The organism is Pantoea sp. ACRSC (assembly GCF_022346785.1).
GTDB lineage: Bacteria > Pseudomonadota > Gammaproteobacteria > Enterobacterales > Enterobacteriaceae > Pantoea > Pantoea alvi.
This window is the reverse complement of record NZ_JAKRNN010000027.1, coordinates 1-19,503: the sequence shown is the minus strand read 5'-3', so window position 1 is coordinate 19,503 and position 19,503 is coordinate 1. Positions and strand designations below refer to the sequence as shown.

Below are 19,503 nucleotides of genomic sequence, written 5' to 3'. Positions count from 1 at the left end.
GGCATCACTCATAAAGCTAATTTGAGAACGCTTCCTTTGGCTCGGGAAACGCAGGGATAAATAGTCCGACTGGTTGCGGCTTCCTGCGGCGTCATAATAAAGTCGTGGTGCTCGACCTCCCCCTCAATGACTTCCAGCGCGCAGAGTCCGCATTCCCCTCTTCGGCAATCGTAAAGCGGCTCCAGACCGGCCTCTTCCAGCGCGTCCAGCAGAGACTGACCGCGAGTGACATAAAACCTTACGCCACTCTCTGCTGCCTCGACCTCATACCCGCCCGCTTCGGCCTCGGCCGGAGGCGCGTTAAAGATTTCAAAGGCGAGATGGCTGCGGGGGAAATCATGGGCATCGCAGTAGTCCAGCACCGCACTCAGCAGACGCGTCGGTCCGCAAACGTGGATACGATCGTTGCGCTGCAGCTTTCCCAGTAACGCATCAATAGTGATGCGGGGACCTTCTGCGGTGTGTAAGTGAAACCGCTCTTGCAGCAGACTCTCCAGGGGATCCGCGTAGGCCGCCTGAGATCGGGAAGAAGCAAAGTAATGGCATTCAGGCTGGCGCCCGGCAGCGACCAGACGAGCAACCACGCCCGTCAGGGGCGTAACCCCAATCCCGCCGGCGATAACGATATCTCTTCCATTTAACGGCGCGGACAGCTGTGGAAAAGAGTTGAACGGCCCCTCCAGCGTGACGATCTCCCCCTCCGCCAGACCTGACAGATAGCCGCTGCTTAACGAGTCTGGGGAGAGACGAACAGCAAATGTCAGCGTGGGCGCGGGCAGCGCCAGCATGACGCAGGAATAACTCCGCGTGCCGATCGCATCAGGCATTTGCCAGCGGTAGTGCGCTCCCGGCGTCAGCAAAGCCAGCTCATTGTTATCCGCGTCAAGCGTGAACTCCCGAACGGCTTCGCCTACGGAACGAATAGTCGTGATGGCAAACTGCTTCATAACGCTTCCGCTACCGCTGTTTCCTGCAGATAGCGCCAGTAAGGTCGGCCTGCCTCAAACTCAATAATGGCGATCGACCAGCGGACATGCGTGTTGCCTTGCTCATAATGCGTTTCGCGGTAGCGACAGGTCACCGAGGTGTCCGTTTGGGCGAGCGTTTCGCAGGCGTCAGTCTCAATACGCAGACCGGGACGCGATCCCTTGTTGTTGCGAAACAGATTCTCCACCTCGGACAAACCGATGATCTGCCCCTTCATGGTGACCATGCTAAATGATGTGCTAAAGCTGGCGAGCAGCCGCTCCAGGGCAGAGGGATAGCCTGCGCGGCCGGTAAATACCTCTTCAATCCACTGATGCAATTCAGTCACGCTATAGTGGGCGATTAACTCTCTTTCCGATCGCATAGGAGCTCCGATTTTTGGCTAAGATTCATGAGTCCGAGCAGAGGAAGTAACCCCAGCCCGGCGGCAATAAGAAACACGGAATGGTAGGCAGACGTCAGCGTTGTGGACTTCTGCAGCAGGTTGAATAACAGGGTGAAAACCGCTGCGCCTGTGCTGAAAGAGATTTGCCGGTTCAGATTCCAGATGGTGCTGGCGCGAGCAAGGCGATCCCCTTCAAAATCCATCATTGCGGTGGTTTGAGCCGTATTGGCCGCTATGCCACCCCCGGTTCCCATAAGCAGATAAGCGCAAACAAGAAACAGCAGGTCGTGCGACGCCTCGGTTACCGACAGCACCGCTATACCGGCGGCGTGAAGCAGCAAGCCCGCCAGAAAAAGCGGCGCGGCGCCGGTGCGGTTATATAAACGGCCGCAAAGCGTCATCGCGCAGAAAGAGCCGCCCGCATAGAGCACCATCAGCAGTCCCGTTTCGCTCGCTGTCCAGCCGAGTACCTCCTGCACGAAAAAAATATTAAGCAGGTTGACCCCGGTGAAAATGCCCGGCACCGCGTAATAAACGATGACAGAAAAGCGCATATGCGCATTGCCAAGCACGCTTAAATCCAGCACCGGGTTAGCCTGGCGGCGGTAGTGCAGAAAATAGGCAAATGCCAGCGCTATACCCGCTATAACCAGCCCCAGAGGCAGGCTCTGGTGAGCAGAGTCCGCATACAAAGAGAGGCCTGACAGCAGAGCCGTCAGCGCCAGGCTAATAATGATCAGGCCAAGGATATCGGGCCGTGGCGCCGCGCTTTTTTCAGGTTTAATCCACAGCAGCGCCAGCGCAGCGGTCACGAGGCTGAAAGGTATATTGCAAAGGAAAACCCAGCGCCAGGAGAGATGGTCGACAATTGCCCCGCCGGCAGCCGGTGAAATGGCGGGAGCAATAAGCGCAACAGCCATCACCAGGGTAGAAATTTTTGCTCTTTCATCTTTTTTAAACAGGCCAAAGGTCAGCGCCTGTCCTACAGGGATGAGCAATCCTCCGCCCACGCCCTGGATAAAACGGAATAACACCAGGCTGCCAAAGTGGTCGGCAAATCCCGACAGCAGTGCGCCAGTAGAGAATATCAGCATTGAGGCTGCCATCGTCAGTCGCGCGCCAAAGCGGCTGGCAAGCCAGTGGCTAAGAGGAATAATAAGCGTTAAACCCAGAATATAGCTATTAGCAACCCAGGCCACGCTGGAAGCTGAGACCTGCAGCTCGCGCGATATGTCAGGCAGCGCGATAGCCGACATAAATATATTGATACAGTCGATAAAAAAACCGGCAAGAAAAACAAAAGCAATGCGATAGCGATATGTCATTGTGACCTCCGACGCGGAGTCTAAGGCGGCTTGACGTTGAGAGTCGATTAAATTAAATTAAACGCGGTGTTTACTTAAAATTAACAGTTAATGTTTAACCATTTAAACCGAATTCAGACATTTATCGCGGTCGTGGACTGCGGTTCCTTCACGCGCGCGGCAGAGCGTCTCTTTATCAGCAAAGCCATGGCGAGCATTCACGTCAAATCGCTTGAAGAGGTGCTGAAGGTACAGCTGCTGATCCGCAACTCGCGCGGCATTACCCTGACAGAAGCCGGTGAAGCGCTCTACAGAGATTTCTGCGAAATATTCGTTAACATCCAGAGTTCACTGGAAAATGTATCTGACAGCCATCGCTCTCTCTGGCGTATTAAATATTACTTCAACCACGGAATTCGGCGAAAACTATATCATTCCGCTAATTGGTGATTTCTGCCAGCTCCACCCTAATCTGGCTATTAACTTTTATGCCGACTCCTCGTTAAATGATTTAGTTTCCGACCGGCTTGATTTAGCAATTCGTCTTGGCACACTACGGGATTCTGAATTAAAAAGTAGAAAATTAGCCAGCTATAATATTCTGCTGGTTGCCTCGCCTGAATGGTTGAAAAATAATCCCCTCACCTCTGTCAAGGATTTAAACAGCGCGCCCTGGATTGCTAACAGTAATTTACAGACGCCAACGCAGTGGACGCTGTGCCATAAAGACGGAACGGACACAGAAATACGCGCCGTAGCGAAATATCACTCCAACTCCTCAACCGCCATTAAGGCAATGGCCATTGCCGGTCTGGGTATTGCTGTTCTGCCTGAATGGATGGTTCGCCAGGAGCGTGAAGCAGGCAAGCTGATACAGCTTTTTGCGGATTACGCCTTACCCGCGCAGGATATCACCATAGTCTATGCAGGCGACCACCGCATCCGTCTTAAGTGCCGGATCTTTATCGATTTCTTAATCAAAGAACTAAAAATATAATCGGCTGCACGCCTGGAATCACCTCCGGCAAAAAAGTCACGCTGGCGCTTGACGCACGCCGTTAGCCACAATTAGGATACGATCGTTTCCTAATTTAATCCGGCAGCATGATGTTGCCGTTTTCAACCCGTAGCGCTACCTCACCTCTTTGCCTGCAAGGAACAACGCCATGATTCATGGTTCAATGCCGTCCGCGCCAGCGGGATTCAGCCACAAATTTGCCACCGCCGGGGGGTTACGCTTTCACTACGTCGAAGGCGGCGCGCCGGGGCAGCCGACAGTGGTGCTGCTGGCGGGTTTTCCAGAAAGCTGGTACGCCTGGCGCAACGTGATGCCGCTGCTGGGTCGCCGTTTTCATATCATCGCGCTCGATTTGCCCGGTCAGGGCGACAGCGATCGCCCGCTTGATGGCTATGACACGCAGACGGTGGCGCAGCGCACGCACGATCTTCTGGCGCATCTTGGTATCAGGCGATACTGCCTCGCCGCCCATGACTTCGGCGCATGGGTCGCCTTCCCCTACGCGCATCTGTTCCCTGGGGAGGTCGCGGCGCTGGCGCTGATGGATGCCGGCATCCCAGGCGTAACTCTGCCAGATAAACTGCCTGCGACCTCCCCAACGGCCTGGAAGACCTGGCACTTCTCTTTTCACGCCGTGCCGGATCTGCCTGAAATCCTGCTTGAGGGGCGGGAAAGAGCCTATCTTGAATGGTTTTTCTGGACCAAAACGGCTAATCCTGCCTGTTACGGCGAAGAGGAAATGGCCGAATACCTGCGAATTTACGGCGCGCCCGGCGGCATGCGAGCAGGCCTGGCGTTTTACCGCTCGGTGGCGCGCTCGGCTGAGCAAAATCGGGCGCTGGCGCAAAACGGCAAACTCACCATGCCCGTGCTGGGTTTAAGCGCCGATCAGGGATCGATCCCGGATATGTCGGCCATTCTGCATGCGTTTGCCGCTGACGTCGCAGGCGAAACGCTGGAGGATTGCGGGCATTTCCTGCCTGAGGAAAAACCCGAAGCCGTTGCGGACGCTTTAACGCGGTTTTTTACCCGCTGCGCCGAATCAGAGAGCCAGCCTGTTGAGGCCTGTCTGTAACCGCTACTCTTTCCCCAGCAGCGTAATGCGCGTCAATTCTGACGGCCGCCCTAGCCTTACCGCTACGCCGGGCCAGAGTGCGGTTCCGTTGTTGACGTAGAGCTGCATGCCGTCTACCTGGTAGAGCCCGGAAACAAAGCCGCCGTTTGGCTTAGCAAACAGCCGATCCAGGCCGACGATCAGCCCGCCATGGGTATGGCCCGACAGCTGTAAATCGACCTGCTGCAGGGCATTCTTGCGCGCGTTGCGCGGCTGGTGGTCGAGTAAAATAACCGGGGCGTTTTTCGGCGCCCCTTTTAACGCCATCGTCAGATCGGGGCCGTCCGCCTTTCTTCGCAGCGCGGAGATATCAGGCAGGCCGGCGATAACCAGCTCCGCTGCGCCCCGCCTGATAATAATGTGGCTGTTATGCAGGGTAGAGAGGCCCAGCGAGGCAAGGTGCTCGGTCCAGCGCTGCTGCTCGAAGAAATATTCATGATTGCCGGTAACGGCGTAAACGCCGTCTGGCGCGTGAAGATTAGCCAGCGGTTCCACATCCTTTCTGCGGTTCTGCACGGTTCCATCAATAACATCGCCGGTGATCAGGATCAGGTTAACGTTGAGCGACATCGCCCGCCTGACCATCTCTGCGGTCCAGGCGGCATTGAAGAGCCGGGTAATGTGCAGATCTGTCAGCTGAAGGAGCTGGTAGCCCTCAAACTCGCGCGGAAGGTTATTGATGCGGATAGCGACATCTTTTACCGGCGGCACGCGGATCGCCTGATGTACGCCCACGGCCGCCAGCGTCATGGCAAGCAGCGCCGCCAGACCCCGCACCATCGGCGTAATGGCTAACGGATGCCTGATTAAAAGCGATATCAACGCGACGGCGTCGATCAGCATCTGCAGCAGCGCCAGAAACAGAACGGCGCTGAACGCCCAGTTGCACAGGATAATCAGCGCGCGGGGCATCTCCGGCGAAAAGATGCCGCCAGCGGTAAAGCGGCTGATAAACAGATATTGCGACGCCAGCAAAACCAGCACCGACAAAAGAATTTTCAACGCCAGCGGCATCGCCAGCGGCAACAGGAAACGTAGGATGACATACCAGCTCGGTATACTAAAAATCAGATGAAACATCGCGCTTCCCTGGGTTAACGGCGCTTATCCAGCGCAAAATGGGGTGTGATCGAGTGCGGTGGAACCTGTTCAGGTGTTCAAGCGTAGCACGAACCCGGCCGCTCGCCGCGTCAACGCCTTAAAAGGTTGACATCCTCTCCGCCCTGAAGGACGGAGCTTTACGGCGCGCTGGGTAAAGCTGAAACAGGCAGGGAAAGAGGAAAGGAAAGCGATGCGCCTTATATCATTCAGAGGGCAGAGGCTGCTCAGCCACGCCGCTGTTCGCAGAGCATGGCTGAGACAGAGGATATTACATAATACCCGCGACGGATTTCGCCAGCTGGGCTTCCAGCACCGGCCTGGCCTCTTCGAACTTCAGGTTAACCTTGTTAGCGTTAGAAACCACGCGCGTCTGGTATTTCATACGGTTGCCCTCTTCGCTGCTGGTCTGCAGCTTAATGCCGGCATTACCCTGACGCAGCGCGCCAATATTATCGGTGGTGACGGTAGATTTACTGCGCTCCGAAATTTGCAGATCGGTCACCATGGTGAAGTTGACATCCTCGACCAGCGCGTCTGCCGCCATGCCCGCCAGCCCTGCCGCGAGACCAATGCCCAGCATGGCGCCGCCTGAGTTGCTGTTATACGCGGTGATACCGGCACCCAGCGCTGCGCCGGTGACCGCACCTTCATAGCCAGTTGAGAGGAAACCCTGCGACTGACGCAGATCCATTTTTTCTGCCTTGAGCACGTTCGCCTGAATCCAGTAATAGGCCGTGTCAGGCGACGAGGTAACGGTATAACCCTTAGCGCGCAGGTCCTGTGCCAGTAATGACTGAAGATCGCTCATATCTTTGTCTGAGGTATTACGCACCTGGAGATAGACCGTTTTCTCATTTGACGGCTCCAGCCACACGGTCTGGCTCATCTGCGTTTTGACTTCGAGATTACGTTTCTTGATGGCCGTTCCCATAGCGCTGCAGCCAGAGAGAACAAGAGATGATGCGACGACAGCCGCCATAAGGGCATTGCGGTTTTTCATTTACTGCTCCTTGTTAAATTAAAAACGGGACAGTCTTGCCCCGACGCGCACTCAGGTGATGGATATAGTTAACAACGCATCCTCGACCTTCAAAGCGGCGCAATGGTTATCGGAAGCGCGATGAAAAACTTAAATTTGTTTTATCGGCAGGCGGGAGACTGGCAGAGGATTTTTGCAGCACTGGCGCGCGGCGTCGGCGCGCCTGGCCATCTGCGCAGACAGAAATGATAAACAGAACGTCACAATACATCGTGACCCGCTATCTGAGCGGGCGCGACAGCGACGCGGCGATTAGCGCGGAGATTCGCTGGCCAGCAGGCCGAACACCCAGTCGTCGCGCCACGCGCCGTTCAGGAAATAATTTTGCCTGATGGTCTCTTCCTGGCGAAATCCGCAGTTAAGCAGCAGGCGCTGCGACACGTGATTTCCCGCCGTGACCGTGGCGGTAAGTTTCCTGTAATCGAGCGCATCGAAAGCAAAGCGAATGATTGCGTTTAGCGACTCCCTTCCGTAGCCTTTGCGCTGATGTTCGGCTGCCAAAATAAATCCGACCTCCGCCACGTCAGGGCTGCGCTCAATAAAGCCGGTAACGCCCACTGGGATGCGGCAATCATCTGTTTCCATAACCAGGCATAACCAGTGCGCGTCGCCTTTCCGCCAGGGTAATAAACGGCTTTCAAATGATGCCGATCTTATTTCCGCTTCATCCCGGGGATCGGCGATACAGGTCATAAGCTTACTGTCCTGATAAAGCGCCAGAAAAAAAGGCCAGTCCTCTTTTTTTAGCGGACGGTAAACCAGCTGTTCTGATGAAATAACAGGCTGCATGTTAAACGCCTCCTGTCGCGCGACCTTTAACCAGAGGCTCAGACCAGATTCAGCCTTTTCAGATAGTCTGTCAGACGGTGTTTAAACTTGCGCGTCTGAAAACGCATTTCACTCCAGACATAGAGCGGCGACTTGATAAAAATCGCCCGCTCTTCGGCACGAATTTGCACCCATTTTTCACAGCGAAGACAGCTGTCATTAAACCAGAAATATTCGTCCCGGCTCAAAAGCGCGCGGCAGTGCCTGCAGTAAGCTCCCATACATTCCTTATTATCTGATGCGTTCCCCAGCGGTCAACGCTGCGTTTAACGCCTGGATATTAACTGCGGCTTTTTACCGACGATTAAGCACCCCATAAATAAGTGGCACTTTCCACCTCCGGCATATTCCGCAGTCTGACCTGTGGCATCAAACTACGGGCACATCAATGTGGATGGCAATGAGATTTATTCTCAAATATTGCTTCCTGCGGGCGCAGGCAGGGTTTTTTAGCGAAATAGTGGTTAAGGTCGCGGCAGCTCCGCGCGGACAGCGCGGCCGACGCATTCTTTGCGGAGAGGGGATCGGGCCAGCAGATTGCAGGCCAACGCGCCTCTTTACCCGCGCGGCAAATAAAAACCCGGCCAGAAGGCCGGGTACTTGCCACATTACACTGCGGCACAAACCAGGGTAAAAGGCTGGCTTATCAGGCTGGATTAAAACCCTTCCAGTACGATTTTGCCGCGCGCGCGGTTGCTCTCAATCAGCGCATGGGCGCGACGCAGGTTTTCCGCATTGATGGTGCCGTAGTGCTCGCCTTTCGTGGTGCGCAGCGTGCCGTCGTCGATCAGGCGGCGCACGTTTTCCAGGATCTCGTTCTGGCGCGCCATATCCGGCGTCTGGAACAGCGAGCGGGTAAACATCAGCTCCCAGTGCAGTGAGATCGCTTTACGCTTAAGCGGCATCGCGTCCAGGGTTTCCGGATCGTCAATCACCGCCATACGGCCCTGCGGCGCCAGCACCTCGACAATCTGCTGATAGTGTTTGTCGGTATGGGTAAGGCTGGCGACATAGCGAACGTTCTCAACGCCGATTTCGCGCAGCCCTTCCGTCAGCGGACGGGAGTGATCGATCACGTCGTGCGCGCCCAGTTCGCGCACCCAGTCGGCGGTTTCCGGGCGTGACGCGGTGGCGATAACGCGCAGGCCGGTCAGCTTGCTTGCCAGCTGCGTCAGAATCGAGCCGACTCCGCCGCCCGCGCCGATAATCAGCAGCGCTTCATCTTCCTGCTCTTTCACCTCCAGCCGGTCGAACAACAGTTCCCAGGCGGTCAGGGAGGTGAGCGGCAGCGCGGCGGCATCGGCGTTGCTCAGCGAGGCGGGCTTGTGGCCGGCAATGCGTTCATCCACCAGGCCATATTCCGCATAGGAACCCGGACGGTCGATGGCGCCAGCATAGTAGACTTCGTCGCCGGGCCTGAAGCGCGTCACGCTGTCGCCAACCGCCTCCACCGTCCCGACGGCGTCCCAGCCGACAATGCGCGGCTGCTCGGTCGGCGCGTTGTTGCGGACTTTGGTATCGACCGGATTAACGGCGATCGCGGCGATTTTCACCAGCAGATCGTGCGGGCCCGGCTGGGGCTGCGGCAGCGTGGTGTCGTAGAGCGATTGCGGATCGGCGATCGGCAATCCATTTTGGCTGTAGACGATAGCTTTCATCTCGGTTCCTTTTAGCAGTAACAGGTTTACGGGTGCTGGATAACAGCATAGGCCTCCTGCGCGCAGAGAAACAGCCGCTGACGACAGCAGCACTTTCACTGCCGGAGTGAAAATAGCCGCGCACCGGCCGAGCATGGCTTCAGGCAGAGCGGATAAAAAAGCGGCAAACGCGCAGCTCTGGATGTACAGACGTCTAGATGTAGATTATAGTCCTCAGCCTACGAGAAAAGGGATCAGGCTTATGAACAAAAAAGTGCTTTCAATTCTGCTGGCCGCGTCGGTAACGCTGCTCAGCGCCTGTAATAAAGATGACGACAGCAAAGTCAAAGTCGCTATTAATACCGGTCCGGACCAGACGTTGTGGGAGACCGTTAAGCAGGTGGCGCATGACAAATATCATCTGGATGTCGATGTCGTGGCGTTTAACGACTACGTGCAGCCGAATGAAGCGCTGTTCAATAAAGATGTTGACGCCAACGCCTTCCAGAGCCTGCCCTATCTGGAGATGCAGTCCAAAGAGCGCGGCTACCATTTCGCCGTGATCACCAACACCTTTGTCTTCCCGATCGCCGGCTACTCGCGCAAAATCAAATCGCTGGATGCACTGCCGGACGGCGCGACCATTACCATTTCTAACGAAGCGACCACGCTGGGCCGCAGCCTGCTGCTGCTGCAGGCGCAGGGTCTGATCAAGGTGAAACCGGAAGCGGGCCTGCTGCCGACGACGCTGGACGTGACCGACAACCCGAAAAAACTGAAGTTTGTCGAGGTTGATACGCCGCAGCTGGCGCGCACGCTCGACGATCCGCAGGTTTACCTTTCCATTATTAATAACAACTTTGCCGCACTGGCGAATCTCTCCGCCTCACGCGACGGCATGTTTATGGAAAGCAAAGCCTCGCCGTACGTGAATGCCATCGTGGCGCGTGAAGATAATAAAGACAGCCCGAATATCCAGAAGCTGAAAGAGGCGTTCCGCTCGCAGGAAGTGCTGGATAAAGCCAACGAAATTTATAAAGGCGATATTATCAAAGGCTGGTAATCGCGCCCTGCCTCCGCTTTCCCAGCAGATTGCGGAGGCATTTTCCTTTGCCATTCAGGCATGACAAAACCCGCCAGAATGTAATCAAATGAAAATATCTTACTGAAACTCCCAATAAGTTATCAGCCCTTGTTTCTATAACATCCCATTAGCAACTAAAGCTAAAACGCATAACAAATTCTGGCGTTTATTCATTTCGTCACCCCCGAAAAATAGATCCGATAGCCGTGCGTTAATTACTTAAGGAGTCTGCTAATGAAAGAGTTAGTGCAGGATGTTTTATCCATCTTCTCTCCGCAGAGCGTGAATCCCGTGTTGATTCGTACGGGTCTCTCTCAGCGTGAAATCGCTTCCGTTCAGCCCTTCGCCGTGACTTCCGTCAGCTGGGCGACCTCCATGGAGGAGCTTAACGCCGCCTTTGCCCATAAAGCGCATGAGGCAGGCGCCGTCGGCTATCACATTACCGATGTGGAGTCGCATAAGGCGGGCAGCGACGGTCAGCCTTTGCTGGCGGCGAAAGCGACGCTCTATAACATCCCCGACGAAGGCGGTAACGAGCAGCTAACGGCAGGGTTTATACTCTAATCTCAGCGCAGCGCCCTTGTCAGAAAACGACCGCTTACTTCAACGCTGCGGCAGCCCCGGCTGTTGCAGCTTTTACCTCCGCTTTTTGCCCCCCGCCCCTCAGGCAGCGCATATCCCTGCTACCCTTTGACCTCTTACCGGCGGGATCGCGTCACCGACAGCGCAGAGAGCTGCCCGTACGACGATCCGGCAGATTTACACTCTTTTTTATGGGAACGTTATGACGCCAAAAGGAAAGGAAAACAGCAGCGACCTGCCGCATCGCGGTAACCACAGCGGCGTAACCGTTCAGGGGGCGCGCACCCATAACCTTAAAGACCTCTCTTTCACTTTTCCTCGTGACGCGATGGTGGTGTTTACCGGCGTTTCAGGCTCGGGCAAGTCATCGCTGGCGTTTGATACGCTCTATGCAGAAGCGCAGCGGCGCTTTATGGAATCCGTGGCGCCCCATGCGCGCCGCCTTATCGATCAGGCGGCGGTGCCGGATCTCGATAACGTTGATGGCCTGCCGCCGGCGGTTGCCCTGCAGCAGAGCCGCGCGGGCGCTCAGGAGCGCTCCACCGTCGGCAGCCTGACGCGCGTCTCCGTCACGCTCAGACTGCTCTATTCCCGCGCGGGGAAACGCCCTGAAGGCGTGCCTTTTCTGGCTGCCGAATCCTTTTCGCCCAACAATCCGCAGGGCGCCTGTCCGGCGTGCCAGGGGCTGGGGATGGTGCATGAGGTCAGGAAGGAGGCGCTGGTGCCAGACGGCTCATTAAGCATTCGCGAGGGCGCTATCGCCGCCTGGCCGCACGGCTGGCAGGCGAAAAACTTACGCTCTATCCTGGAGGTGCTCGATTACGACATTGACGCGCCCTGGGAAACGCTCTCTGAAAAGAACCGGGAATGGATCCTGATGACAGAGGAGCAGCCGTCGGTGCCGATCTTTGTCGGGCTGACCGCCGAACAGCGCAAAGCGGCGATAGCTGCAAAGAGCGAGCCCGCCTACACCGGCACCTATACCAGCGTGAAAAAATATCTGCTGCAAAGCTATTCGGGCGGAAAAGAGAGCGTGCGGAAACGGCTTTCCCGCTTTGTCACCGTCGCGCCCTGCGCGCTCTGCCAGGGGAAAAGGCTTAATCAGGATGCCCTGTCGGTGACCTTCGCCGGCTACGATATTGCTGAAATGGGCGAGCTGACCATTGCCCAGCTCAAGGCGCTGTTTGCTCCCCTGGCGCAGGGCGCTTCGCCGCACCTGCCCGATGAGACGGCGCTAAGGGATGCCACAATCCGCATGGCGACAGATATTTGCGGACGTCTGGACCAGCTGGAGAATCTCGGCCTTGGCCACCTTTCGCTCGGGCGCAAGACCACGATGCTCTCTTCCGGCGAGCTGCAGCGCATCCGGCTGGCGACGCAGCTGCTCTCGCAGCTTTTCGGCGTCATGTATGTGCTGGACGAGCCGGCGGCCGGGCTTCACCCGGAAGATGTGCGCGCGCTAATCCGCTCGCTGCGCGCTCTGCTGGCGGCGGGCAACTCGCTGGTAATCGTCGAGCACAATCTTGATGTTATCGCCGAAGCGGACTGGCTGACGGAAATCGGACCGGGGCCGGGACGGCTCGGCGGCGAAATCGTGTATAACGGCGCGCCCGCTGGTCTGGCGGGCAACAGTCGGTCAGCGACGGCCAGCTATCTTTTCGATGACCGCTATCCCGGCCTGCGTCAGCGCAGGCCGCCTGAGGAGTGGCTGCGTGTTGAACAGGCCGCCTGCAACAACCTGCGCGGACTCGATTTCTCGCTGCCGCTGGAAAGAATGACGGTGATTACCGGCGTCTCTGGTTCTGGCAAATCGACGCTGCTTATCCGCGTGCTGCCTGCGCTGCTGCAGCGGCTGGATAAAACGCCGGTTGACGATGGCGAGGATGAAGATGACGCCGCCACGGACGTGCAGGGAAAAGTGATTGCCGGGGGCGCCTCCCTGAAGCGACTGGTACGCATCGATCAGCGCCCTATCGGTCGTACGCCGCGTTCCAACCTTGCCACCTATACCGGCTTTTTTGATATCGTCAGGCGGCTGTTTGCCGAGACGGATGAGGCCAAAAAACGCGGCTTCGACGCCAGCCGTTTCTCTTTTAACCTGCCCGCCGGCCGCTGTCCCGCCTGCGAAGGGCAAGGGCTGATCACTATTGAACTGCTGTTTATGCCGCAGGCGAGCGCGCCCTGCTCAACCTGCGGCGGCCGTCGCTACAATGCGGAAACGCTTGAGGTCCGCTGGAACGATAAAACCATCGCCGATGTGCTTGATCTGACGGTAGACGAAGCCGCAGAGTTTTTCAGCGGAATTGAAAGTATTCAGCGCTCGCTCAGCGCGCTGCGGGCGCTCGGTCTGGGCTACCTGACGCTTGGCCAGCCGGCAACGGAGCTCTCCGGCGGCGAGTGCCAGCGCATTAAGCTGGCCTGGGAACTTCAGCGCGCGCAACGAGGCAAAACGCTCTATCTGCTCGATGAACCCTCTACCGGCTTACATCCCTCGGACATGGATAAACTGATGCGAGTGCTGGATCAGCTGGTAAAACGGGGCGACAGCGTAGTGATGGCGGAGCACGATATGAGAATTGCGTCGGAGGCTGACTGGATAATCGATATGGGGCCGGGTTCAGGGGAAAACGGTGGCCGTATCGTTGCGGCCGGTACGCCGGAAGCGATCGGCCGCGCGAAGAACAGCCTCACCGCGCCCTATTTAGCCCGCCGGCTCAAAAAGAGAGAGGGCGACCCGCAGGCATAGCGTCTGAAAGGAATGTGCGGCGGGTGCCACTCCTGCCGCATAAAACAGCCCCCTATCTGGGGGCGCTTTCGCTTCCGGATAACTGTGCTTGCAAATAACGATAAGCGGCGGCTGGCTATTCTCATATCCGGTATCTGCTCTGGCGTTAGCGCCACGGTTTTTCTGCCTGACCTTTCTTCGCTCGATGCCTCAGCGTAAATTAAATTATTATTTAGTATGTTGTAACTATATATAAAGCCTGTTGATTTTGACTTAGATTTTCTTCTTAACGGCCCCAACTCACAACACAATAAACTTTGTCATAAATCAATATCAGCAATTACTTCTATTGAGTTGCCATTGGGCAGCTGCTATAACTGCGCCATGTTTATTACTGGAGTACAATCCGTCCACCGATGAGAAGCAATAGTGTGGATGTCTTGTTTAAATTATGCGCACAGCATTAATCAATCATTGTTGTTTTATCTGCTCTCTTCCCGTCTGGAATATCGCCGACCAGCACTGGCGTAGCGCCCTGTAGCGCCCTCTCCTCGTTTCCGTTTGCCAAAAGGAACTTGCGCCTCAGCGGTGCAGGTCGATTGAATAATTGCGACAGGAGTTAACCATGTTTGCATGGGCTTTATTATTACTTGCTATTGTTTGTGAAGTTATCGGTACGCTGGCGATGAAATGGTCGAGCGTCGATGAAAGCGCGTCAGGGTATATGATCATGCTGGTGATGATCGCCTGTTCCTATATTTTCCTGAGTTTCGCCGTTAAAAAAATTGCGCTGGGCGTCGCCTACGCGCTGTGGGAAGGCATCGGCATCGTGTTAATTACGGTATTCAGCGTGCAGCTGTTTGACGAGCCGCTGACGCAGATGAAAATCGCCGGGATAACCACGCTGATCGCCGGCATTATGCTGATCAAAACCGGCACCGCGAAGAAAAAGGAGTCACAGCATGTCCTCAGCTGATATGACCCATATACTCTGGCTGGCGCTGGCGATCCTGCTGGAAATCGCCGCCAATATTTTCCTCAAATATTCCGACGGCTTTAAAAAACCGCTGCTCGGTATCGCCTCGCTGGCCTCGGTGCTGCTGGCGTTTAGCGCGCTCTCGCAGGCGGTGAAAGGCATCGACCTGTCGGTCGCCTATGCGCTGTGGGGTGGATTCGGTATCGCCGCAACGGTTGCGGCGGGCTGGATACTGTTTGGCCAGCGGCTCAACGTTCGCGGCTGGGCGGGGCTAAGCCTGCTGCTGGCGGGCATGATCTTAATGAAGTTCGCCTGATGTCAGGTAACGTCCTGCCCCGGCGGGACGTTACCGCCCTACCCGCGCGGGAAAGATCTCCTGTAGCCAGCGAATAAATACCCGCAGTCGATGCGTCACGTAGCGATTTTGCGGGTAGACCACATGAAAGGGATAGCGCGCCGGCCGCCACGGTGTCAGGATCTCCACCAGCCTCCCGGCCTGAAGATGCTCAGCGGTGGCGTAGGTAAAGGTCTGCACAATGCCTAACCCCGCCAGCGCCGCCGCCAGATGCGCGTTGCTTTCGTTTACCCCGACCCGATAGTCCGCCTTAATTTCTGTTTTTTCCCCGTCACGCTCAAAGCGAAAAGGAAACGCGCGCCCGCTCTGCGGCGAAAGGTAGCTCACCAGGCGATGCCCGTTTTTCAGTTCGTCAGGATAGGCCGGTACGCCATAGTGTTTCAGATAGGCGGGCGTCGCGCAGGTGATCAGCGTGGCGTAGCCGATCTGGCGCGCCACCAGCGAAGAGTCGTTTAGCGGCCCGCCGCGGATCACGCAGTCTACGTTGTCGCTAATCAGATCGACGGCGCGGTCGGCTACGCCGAGATCGATACGGATATCGGGGTAGCGCGCCATAAAATCGGGCAGCGCCGGTATCAGCACATCGCTGGCGGTCGATCCGCCGACGTCAATGCGCAAAACGCCGCGGGGCGCGCTGCGTGCCGCGTTGAAAGAGGCATCAATATCCTCGAGGTCGTTCAGAATGCGCAGCGACTTCTCATAATATTCCCGCCCTTCCGGCGTCACCGTGACGCGGCGCGTGGTGCGCTGCAGCAGGCGGATGCCGAGATGCGCCTCCAGCTCCTGCACCAGCTTGCTCAGCGTCGCGTTCGGCATATCAAGCGAGTCCGCCGCACGCGTGAAATTGCCCGCCTCCACTACGCGGGCGAATGCCCGAATCGCCATCAGCTGATCCATTCTCGCCTCTCGCCTTATCTGATTATCCACACACAGAAATAGTGCTTTTCATTTTACAGGATTTTTCAATAAACAAGAGAGCGATAGATTGCTGTTAAGCGCTGCAGTCATCCACCGCAGCGACCCCTGACTAATCTGCCCAAGAGGAAACGATCATGACTAACACACTGAATGGCAAAATCGCATTAGTTACCGGCGGCACCAGCGGTATCGGCCTGGCATCGGCGCAGCAGCTCGCCGCACAGGGCGCACGCGTCTTTATAACCGGACGCCGTCAGGATGCGCTAGATGAAGCGGTCGCGCTTATTGGCCCTGCCGCCACCGGCATCCGCGCCGATGCCTCTCTTCTCACCGACCTCGATGCGGTCTACGCCGAGATAGCGCGCAGCGTCGGCCATCTGGATATTCTGTTTGCCAATGCGGGTGGTGGCGACATGCTGCCGCTGGGCGCGATTACCGAAGAGCATTTCGACCGGATCTTCGCCACTAACGTGCGCGGCGTGCTTTTTACGGTACAGAAAGCGTTGCCGCTGCTGGTGGACGGCGCATCGGTGATTTTAACCTCATCGACGACCTCGGTGCAGGGCACCGCCGGCTTCAGCGTTTACAGCGCCAGCAAGGCGGCGGTACGCAACTTCGCCCGCTCATGGGCGCTGGATCTCAAAGAGCGCGCTATCCGCGTTAACGTGGTCAGCCCTGGGCCGATCCGCACGCCGGGCTTAGGCGAGCTGGTAGATGAAGCGAGCCGCCAGGGATTGTTCGACGCGCTGGCGGCCCAGGTGCCGCTAGGCCGTCTGGGGGAACCCGAGGAGATTGGCAAGGTAGTCGCCTTCCTCGCCTCTGACGCCGCCAGCTTTATCAACGCCACCGAACTCTTTGTCGATGGCGGCATGGCGCAGGTATAAGGCTAACGCCCTGAAGCGAACAGGCTTCAGGGCGATGCTCTAAACAAAAGTTGTACAAGGGTAAAAGAGTCCTAAAAAAACTTGACCTCGGCCTCGCTTTCGCCACAATACAATGGTTTAACAAAACATATAACTATTTGAGAGCATTTTTTGCAAAAAGGTTAACGCGCTTTTCTTGCATATTCTTGTACACGTTTTCTTTCGATGTACAACTTGTCAATTTTTTGACTGATCATCGTTTAACTCATTTTGGGGTAAAATTATGCGTCAGAGCAGCAGCCTTCTCTCTTCATCCGAAGATATCGCACGTTATTTTCGCGAAGCCAGCCTACCTTCCGAACAGGAAACGCTGGGTCAGATCGTTGTTGAGCTTCTCCGCGCAGGCAAGAACGTCAACCGTAAAGGTATTTGCACTAAGCTGGTAAGACGACTGGAAGTTGCCTCAACGGCCGAAGAAGAGAAACACTACCAACGTCTGATCGGCTTGCTGTTAGGCCGCTAATTCCCGACAGTAGTTACGATTTCCGTTTTTCCGGCACGGCCTTAAGATTTAAGCAGGCATTGGCTGGCTTCGGCCAGCACCAGCCAGGTGCGCTGGTTCTTTCTGTAGTCAACCGCACCTCCAACCTGCCCCAATTGCTGGGGCGTGCAGCGGGACACAGAGCAAATGTTATGTATAAAAGTAATGAAGAAAGACTGACCGACATCGTGATTGGCGAGGCGACTCTCGAGCTGCTGCTATCGGATAAAGCGATCTCCAGCCGCGCGCTAATGGACGTGCTGCAGCGTATGGCTGAAGAAGAAGCGGATGAAGAGCGGCAGCTGATTATCGTCCGCGCCATTAACGAGGTGCAGCAAAACCTCACCACTCAGTCCGCCCAGACGCGCGTGACGATGCGCGATCGCAACAATAACGAGCACCACTTCAAGGGTGAAGCGATGCCGGGCGACAAACGTAAGCACTGATCCTCCCTTTCCCGGTTTACTCAGGAGCGCACTATGAATATTGCCTGTCTTGGATGGGGGTCGCTGATCTGGAAACCGGGCGCTCTTCCCGTTGAGGGAGAGTGGCATCACGACGGCCCCCTCTTTCCTGTTGAGTTCTCCCGCACCAGCGACGGCGGCGAGCTGGCGACCGCAATCTGTATGAACGCGCCGCCGGTGCCGGTATTGTGGGCCAGGCTGGCGACGCAGGATTTAGGTCGGGCCTGCCTGCAGCTGCGCGAGCGCGAAGGGATCCCTGATGAACGCGTCGACGGCATCGGCATTTTTTCCGTCACTGCCCAGACGCCCGGCGTGCTGGCCGACTGGGCGCGGGCGCGCAAGCTGGATGCGGTGATCTGGACCGGCCTGCCGCCAAAGCTGGGCAGCGTGGAAGGGTTAATCCCGACGCTGCCGCAGGCGATAGCGCATCTGCAGCAGCTGGAGGGCGACGAGGCCATCCACGCGCGCACCTATATCATGCAGGTACCCGCGCAGATCGACACGCCTTATCGACGCGCCATTACCGCTCACTTCGGCTGGGATCGATAACCCCCCTCTTCAGCGCATAGTCATAGAGCTGATGGCTGGCGAGATTTTTCATTTTCACTTCGCACATGATATCGAAGGCGTTAAACGACAGCGCCCAGTCGTTCAGCGTCGGGTTAAAATAGTAGTCCGAGTGGGCGCGCAGTTTGGCTTTCGCCACGCCTAACGCCTGCTGATCGGGGTAGCCCTGCTCCGGTATCACTCCCTCCTGTGAAATCGAATAGTGCAGCACCGGCTGGACGCCGCGCCATGACTCTTTGATCAGGGGGATGCGGCTGTCGTCCGGCTGAATAAAGGCGTTCTCTTTGACCCAGTGGTGATGAATATCCAGCACAATGGGACAGAGCGCCCTCGCCTGCAGCACATCATCCAGCGAACAGGAGATCTCATCGTTTTCCACCGTCAGCATATTGCGCGCCTCAGGCGTCAGCTGAGCGAAGGCCTGGCGAAACCCTTCAAAACCTCCTTTGCCATTCATATGAATGTTGATTTTGAAATCCTGGAAGGTTTTGCCGTAGCCCATCAGCACGGCGCAGAGCGCATGGTACTCAACATCTTCAATGGCCCGCTGCACCACATCGGGATTATCTGACGCCAGCACCGAATATTGTCCTGGATGGAAAGAGAGACGGATACCGTGCTGACGCGCCAGCGCGCCGCAGCGCTCGAACAGCGGATAGAGATCGGGCAGAAATTCACGGTAGAGCGGCGTCGCTTCCGGCACGGTATAGAGCGGCAGGAGATCGCTGCCGATACGCATCATGCGCAGGCTTTGCGGCTGGGTAGCCAGCGTTTCCAGCAGGCCGGCCAGGTTGGTCAGGTTGAGACGGGCAAGGCTGGCGATCAGCGCAATCTGCTGGTCGCGCCCTAAACTGAGAAAACGGGTACGGGTTGTGCTTTTGAACGGGAAATGTTGTTTGCCGTCTGCATCCAGATACTTACACGCGAAGCCTAATTTCATATTTCCCCCTGTTAAACACAAACAGTAAGTTTAACAGTTATTTGAAAACCGACCGGGCGGGAGAGAAGGCAATCA

21 protein-coding genes are annotated in these 19,503 nt (G+C 56.5%); 12 read left to right on the top strand and 9 right to left on the bottom strand.

All coding sequences use genetic code 11. The features are described 5' to 3' along the window. Positions 1-8: 8 nt before the first annotated feature. Genes MHZ97_RS19825 through MHZ97_RS19815 form a run of 3 tightly spaced genes read right to left on the bottom strand, consistent with a single transcriptional unit; the run spans position 9 to position 2,697 of the window. On the bottom strand, positions 9-947 hold the full coding sequence (locus MHZ97_RS19825) for a flavin reductase family protein (protein WP_239315141.1): 939 nt from the start codon (positions 945-947) through the stop codon (positions 9-11). Then, the gene (locus tag MHZ97_RS19820; RefSeq protein ID WP_146053842.1) at positions 944-1,351 is read right to left on the bottom strand and encodes a hypothetical protein; all 408 of its coding nucleotides are present in this window, start codon (positions 1,349-1,351) and stop codon (positions 944-946) included. The genes MHZ97_RS19825 and MHZ97_RS19820 overlap by 4 nt, the downstream gene beginning before the upstream one ends. Then, the gene (locus MHZ97_RS19815) at positions 1,330-2,697 is read right to left on the bottom strand and encodes an MFS transporter (protein ID WP_239315142.1); all 1,368 of its coding nucleotides are present in this window, start codon (positions 2,695-2,697) and stop codon (positions 1,330-1,332) included. Before MHZ97_RS19815 ends, MHZ97_RS19820 begins: the two co-directional genes overlap by 22 nt. A 90-nt stretch (positions 2,698-2,787) precedes the next feature. On the opposite strand from MHZ97_RS19815, the gene MHZ97_RS22485 reads away from it, so the two are divergent. From MHZ97_RS22485 to MHZ97_RS19805, 3 genes are all read left to right on the top strand, one after another. Next, entirely contained in the window at positions 2,788-3,126 is a 339-nt protein-coding gene (locus MHZ97_RS22485; protein WP_366925759.1) for a LysR family transcriptional regulator, read from the top strand. Continuing rightward, positions 3,035-3,673 (top strand): substrate binding domain-containing protein, encoded by a 639-nt coding sequence (locus MHZ97_RS19810; RefSeq protein WP_239315143.1) that lies wholly within the window; start codon positions 3,035-3,037, stop codon positions 3,671-3,673. Before MHZ97_RS22485 ends, MHZ97_RS19810 begins: the two co-directional genes overlap by 92 nt. A 169-nt stretch (positions 3,674-3,842) precedes the next feature. Then, positions 3,843-4,769: an alpha/beta fold hydrolase gene (locus tag MHZ97_RS19805; protein WP_239315144.1), complete on the top strand. Its 927-nt coding sequence runs from the start codon at positions 3,843-3,845 to the stop codon at positions 4,767-4,769. Positions 4,770-4,772: 3 nt separating this feature from the next. On the opposite strand, the gene MHZ97_RS19800 is transcribed toward MHZ97_RS19805, so the two are convergent. The 4 genes from MHZ97_RS19800 to MHZ97_RS19785 form a co-directional block, all read right to left on the bottom strand. Continuing rightward, positions 4,773-5,888, bottom strand: a complete 1,116-nt coding sequence (locus MHZ97_RS19800; RefSeq protein ID WP_239315145.1) for a metallophosphoesterase — start codon at positions 5,886-5,888, stop codon at positions 4,773-4,775. 289 nt (positions 5,889-6,177) lie between these two features. Further along, on the bottom strand, positions 6,178-6,909 hold the full coding sequence (gene traT, locus MHZ97_RS19795) for a complement resistance protein TraT (RefSeq protein WP_103796454.1): 732 nt from the start codon (positions 6,907-6,909) through the stop codon (positions 6,178-6,180). 291 nt (positions 6,910-7,200) lie between these two features. After that, positions 7,201-7,737, bottom strand: coding sequence for a GNAT family N-acetyltransferase (locus tag MHZ97_RS19790; protein ID WP_239315146.1), 537 nt, complete (start codon positions 7,735-7,737; stop codon positions 7,201-7,203). Positions 7,738-8,432: 695 nt separating this feature from the next. Next, positions 8,433-9,434, bottom strand: coding sequence for a zinc-binding alcohol dehydrogenase family protein (locus MHZ97_RS19785; RefSeq protein WP_239315147.1), 1,002 nt, complete (start codon positions 9,432-9,434; stop codon positions 8,433-8,435). Positions 9,435-9,675: 241 nt separating this feature from the next. On the opposite strand from MHZ97_RS19785, the gene MHZ97_RS19780 reads away from it, so the two are divergent. The 5 genes from MHZ97_RS19780 (at position 9,676) to mdtI (ending at position 15,096) form a co-directional block, all read left to right on the top strand. Continuing rightward, a complete protein-coding gene (locus MHZ97_RS19780) occupies positions 9,676-10,476 on the top strand; it encodes a MetQ/NlpA family ABC transporter substrate-binding protein (protein WP_239315148.1) in 801 nt (266 codons plus the stop codon). Between the two features lie 255 nt (positions 10,477-10,731). Continuing rightward, on the top strand, positions 10,732-11,061 hold the full coding sequence (locus MHZ97_RS19775; protein ID WP_103796450.1) for a DUF1471 domain-containing protein: 330 nt from the start codon (positions 10,732-10,734) through the stop codon (positions 11,059-11,061). Positions 11,062-11,281: 220 nt separating this feature from the next. Then, entirely contained in the window at positions 11,282-13,825 is a 2,544-nt protein-coding gene (locus MHZ97_RS19770; RefSeq protein WP_239315149.1) for an excinuclease ABC subunit UvrA, read from the top strand. A 604-nt stretch (positions 13,826-14,429) separates the two neighbouring features. Continuing rightward, the gene (gene mdtJ / locus MHZ97_RS19765) at positions 14,430-14,780 is read left to right on the top strand and encodes a multidrug/spermidine efflux SMR transporter subunit MdtJ (protein ID WP_239315150.1); all 351 of its coding nucleotides are present in this window, start codon (positions 14,430-14,432) and stop codon (positions 14,778-14,780) included. After that, complete coding sequence (gene mdtI / locus MHZ97_RS19760; protein ID WP_239315151.1) at positions 14,767-15,096, top strand: multidrug/spermidine efflux SMR transporter subunit MdtI; 330 nt, start codon at positions 14,767-14,769, stop codon at positions 15,094-15,096. The genes mdtJ and mdtI overlap by 14 nt, the downstream gene beginning before the upstream one ends. A gap of 30 nt (positions 15,097-15,126) precedes the next feature. On the opposite strand, the gene MHZ97_RS19755 is transcribed toward mdtI, so the two are convergent. Further along, positions 15,127-16,032, bottom strand: a complete 906-nt coding sequence (locus MHZ97_RS19755; protein ID WP_239315152.1) for a LysR family transcriptional regulator — start codon at positions 16,030-16,032, stop codon at positions 15,127-15,129. Between the two features lie 155 nt (positions 16,033-16,187). On the opposite strand from MHZ97_RS19755, the gene MHZ97_RS19750 reads away from it, so the two are divergent. The 4 genes from MHZ97_RS19750 to MHZ97_RS19735 all read left to right on the top strand — a co-directional run bounded on the left by MHZ97_RS19750 (position 16,188) and on the right by MHZ97_RS19735 (position 18,470). Further along, positions 16,188-16,937: an SDR family oxidoreductase gene (locus MHZ97_RS19750; protein ID WP_224481410.1), complete on the top strand. Its 750-nt coding sequence runs from the start codon at positions 16,188-16,190 to the stop codon at positions 16,935-16,937. Between the two features lie 262 nt (positions 16,938-17,199). Then, entirely contained in the window at positions 17,200-17,439 is a 240-nt protein-coding gene (gene ycgZ, locus MHZ97_RS19745; RefSeq protein WP_033748886.1) for a regulatory protein YcgZ, read from the top strand. 170 nt (positions 17,440-17,609) lie between these two features. Further along, a complete protein-coding gene (locus tag MHZ97_RS19740; protein ID WP_103796444.1) occupies positions 17,610-17,903 on the top strand; it encodes a hypothetical protein in 294 nt (97 codons plus the stop codon). Positions 17,904-17,936: 33 nt separating this feature from the next. Then, complete coding sequence (locus MHZ97_RS19735; protein ID WP_239315153.1) at positions 17,937-18,470, top strand: hypothetical protein; 534 nt, start codon at positions 17,937-17,939, stop codon at positions 18,468-18,470. Here MHZ97_RS19735 and MHZ97_RS19730 read toward each other — a convergent pair. Continuing rightward, positions 18,442-19,428, bottom strand: a complete 987-nt coding sequence (locus tag MHZ97_RS19730; protein ID WP_239315154.1) for a UV damage endonuclease UvsE — start codon at positions 19,426-19,428, stop codon at positions 18,442-18,444. The genes MHZ97_RS19735 and MHZ97_RS19730 overlap by 29 nt on opposite strands. Positions 19,429-19,503 lie beyond the last annotated feature (75 nt).

Coding starts and splice junctions, on each gene's coding strand:
- MHZ97_RS19825 (WP_239315141.1), bottom strand. CDS start 947: ATGAAGCAGTTTGCCATCACGACTATTCGTTCCGTAGGCGAAGCCGTT.
- MHZ97_RS19820 (WP_146053842.1), bottom strand. CDS start 1,351: ATGCGATCGGAAAGAGAGTTAATCGCCCACTATAGCGTGACTGAATTG.
- MHZ97_RS19815 (WP_239315142.1), bottom strand. CDS start 2,697: ATGACATATCGCTATCGCATTGCTTTTGTTTTTCTTGCCGGTTTTTTT.
- MHZ97_RS22485 (WP_366925759.1), top strand. CDS start 2,788: ATGTTTAACCATTTAAACCGAATTCAGACATTTATCGCGGTCGTGGAC.
- MHZ97_RS19810 (WP_239315143.1), top strand. CDS start 3,035: ATGTATCTGACAGCCATCGCTCTCTCTGGCGTATTAAATATTACTTCA.
- MHZ97_RS19805 (WP_239315144.1), top strand. CDS start 3,843: ATGATTCATGGTTCAATGCCGTCCGCGCCAGCGGGATTCAGCCACAAA.
- MHZ97_RS19800 (WP_239315145.1), bottom strand. CDS start 5,888: ATGTTTCATCTGATTTTTAGTATACCGAGCTGGTATGTCATCCTACGT.
- traT (WP_103796454.1), bottom strand. CDS start 6,909: ATGAAAAACCGCAATGCCCTTATGGCGGCTGTCGTCGCATCATCTCTT.
- MHZ97_RS19790 (WP_239315146.1), bottom strand. CDS start 7,737: ATGCAGCCTGTTATTTCATCAGAACAGCTGGTTTACCGTCCGCTAAAA.
- MHZ97_RS19785 (WP_239315147.1), bottom strand. CDS start 9,434: ATGAAAGCTATCGTCTACAGCCAAAATGGATTGCCGATCGCCGATCCG.
- MHZ97_RS19780 (WP_239315148.1), top strand. CDS start 9,676: ATGAACAAAAAAGTGCTTTCAATTCTGCTGGCCGCGTCGGTAACGCTG.
- MHZ97_RS19775 (WP_103796450.1), top strand. CDS start 10,732: ATGAAAGAGTTAGTGCAGGATGTTTTATCCATCTTCTCTCCGCAGAGC.
- MHZ97_RS19770 (WP_239315149.1), top strand. CDS start 11,282: ATGACGCCAAAAGGAAAGGAAAACAGCAGCGACCTGCCGCATCGCGGT.
- mdtJ (WP_239315150.1), top strand. CDS start 14,430: ATGTTTGCATGGGCTTTATTATTACTTGCTATTGTTTGTGAAGTTATC.
- mdtI (WP_239315151.1), top strand. CDS start 14,767: ATGTCCTCAGCTGATATGACCCATATACTCTGGCTGGCGCTGGCGATC.
- MHZ97_RS19755 (WP_239315152.1), bottom strand. CDS start 16,032: ATGGATCAGCTGATGGCGATTCGGGCATTCGCCCGCGTAGTGGAGGCG.
- MHZ97_RS19750 (WP_224481410.1), top strand. CDS start 16,188: ATGACTAACACACTGAATGGCAAAATCGCATTAGTTACCGGCGGCACC.
- ycgZ (WP_033748886.1), top strand. CDS start 17,200: ATGCGTCAGAGCAGCAGCCTTCTCTCTTCATCCGAAGATATCGCACGT.
- MHZ97_RS19740 (WP_103796444.1), top strand. CDS start 17,610: ATGTATAAAAGTAATGAAGAAAGACTGACCGACATCGTGATTGGCGAG.
- MHZ97_RS19735 (WP_239315153.1), top strand. CDS start 17,937: ATGAATATTGCCTGTCTTGGATGGGGGTCGCTGATCTGGAAACCGGGC.
- MHZ97_RS19730 (WP_239315154.1), bottom strand. CDS start 19,428: ATGAAATTAGGCTTCGCGTGTAAGTATCTGGATGCAGACGGCAAACAA.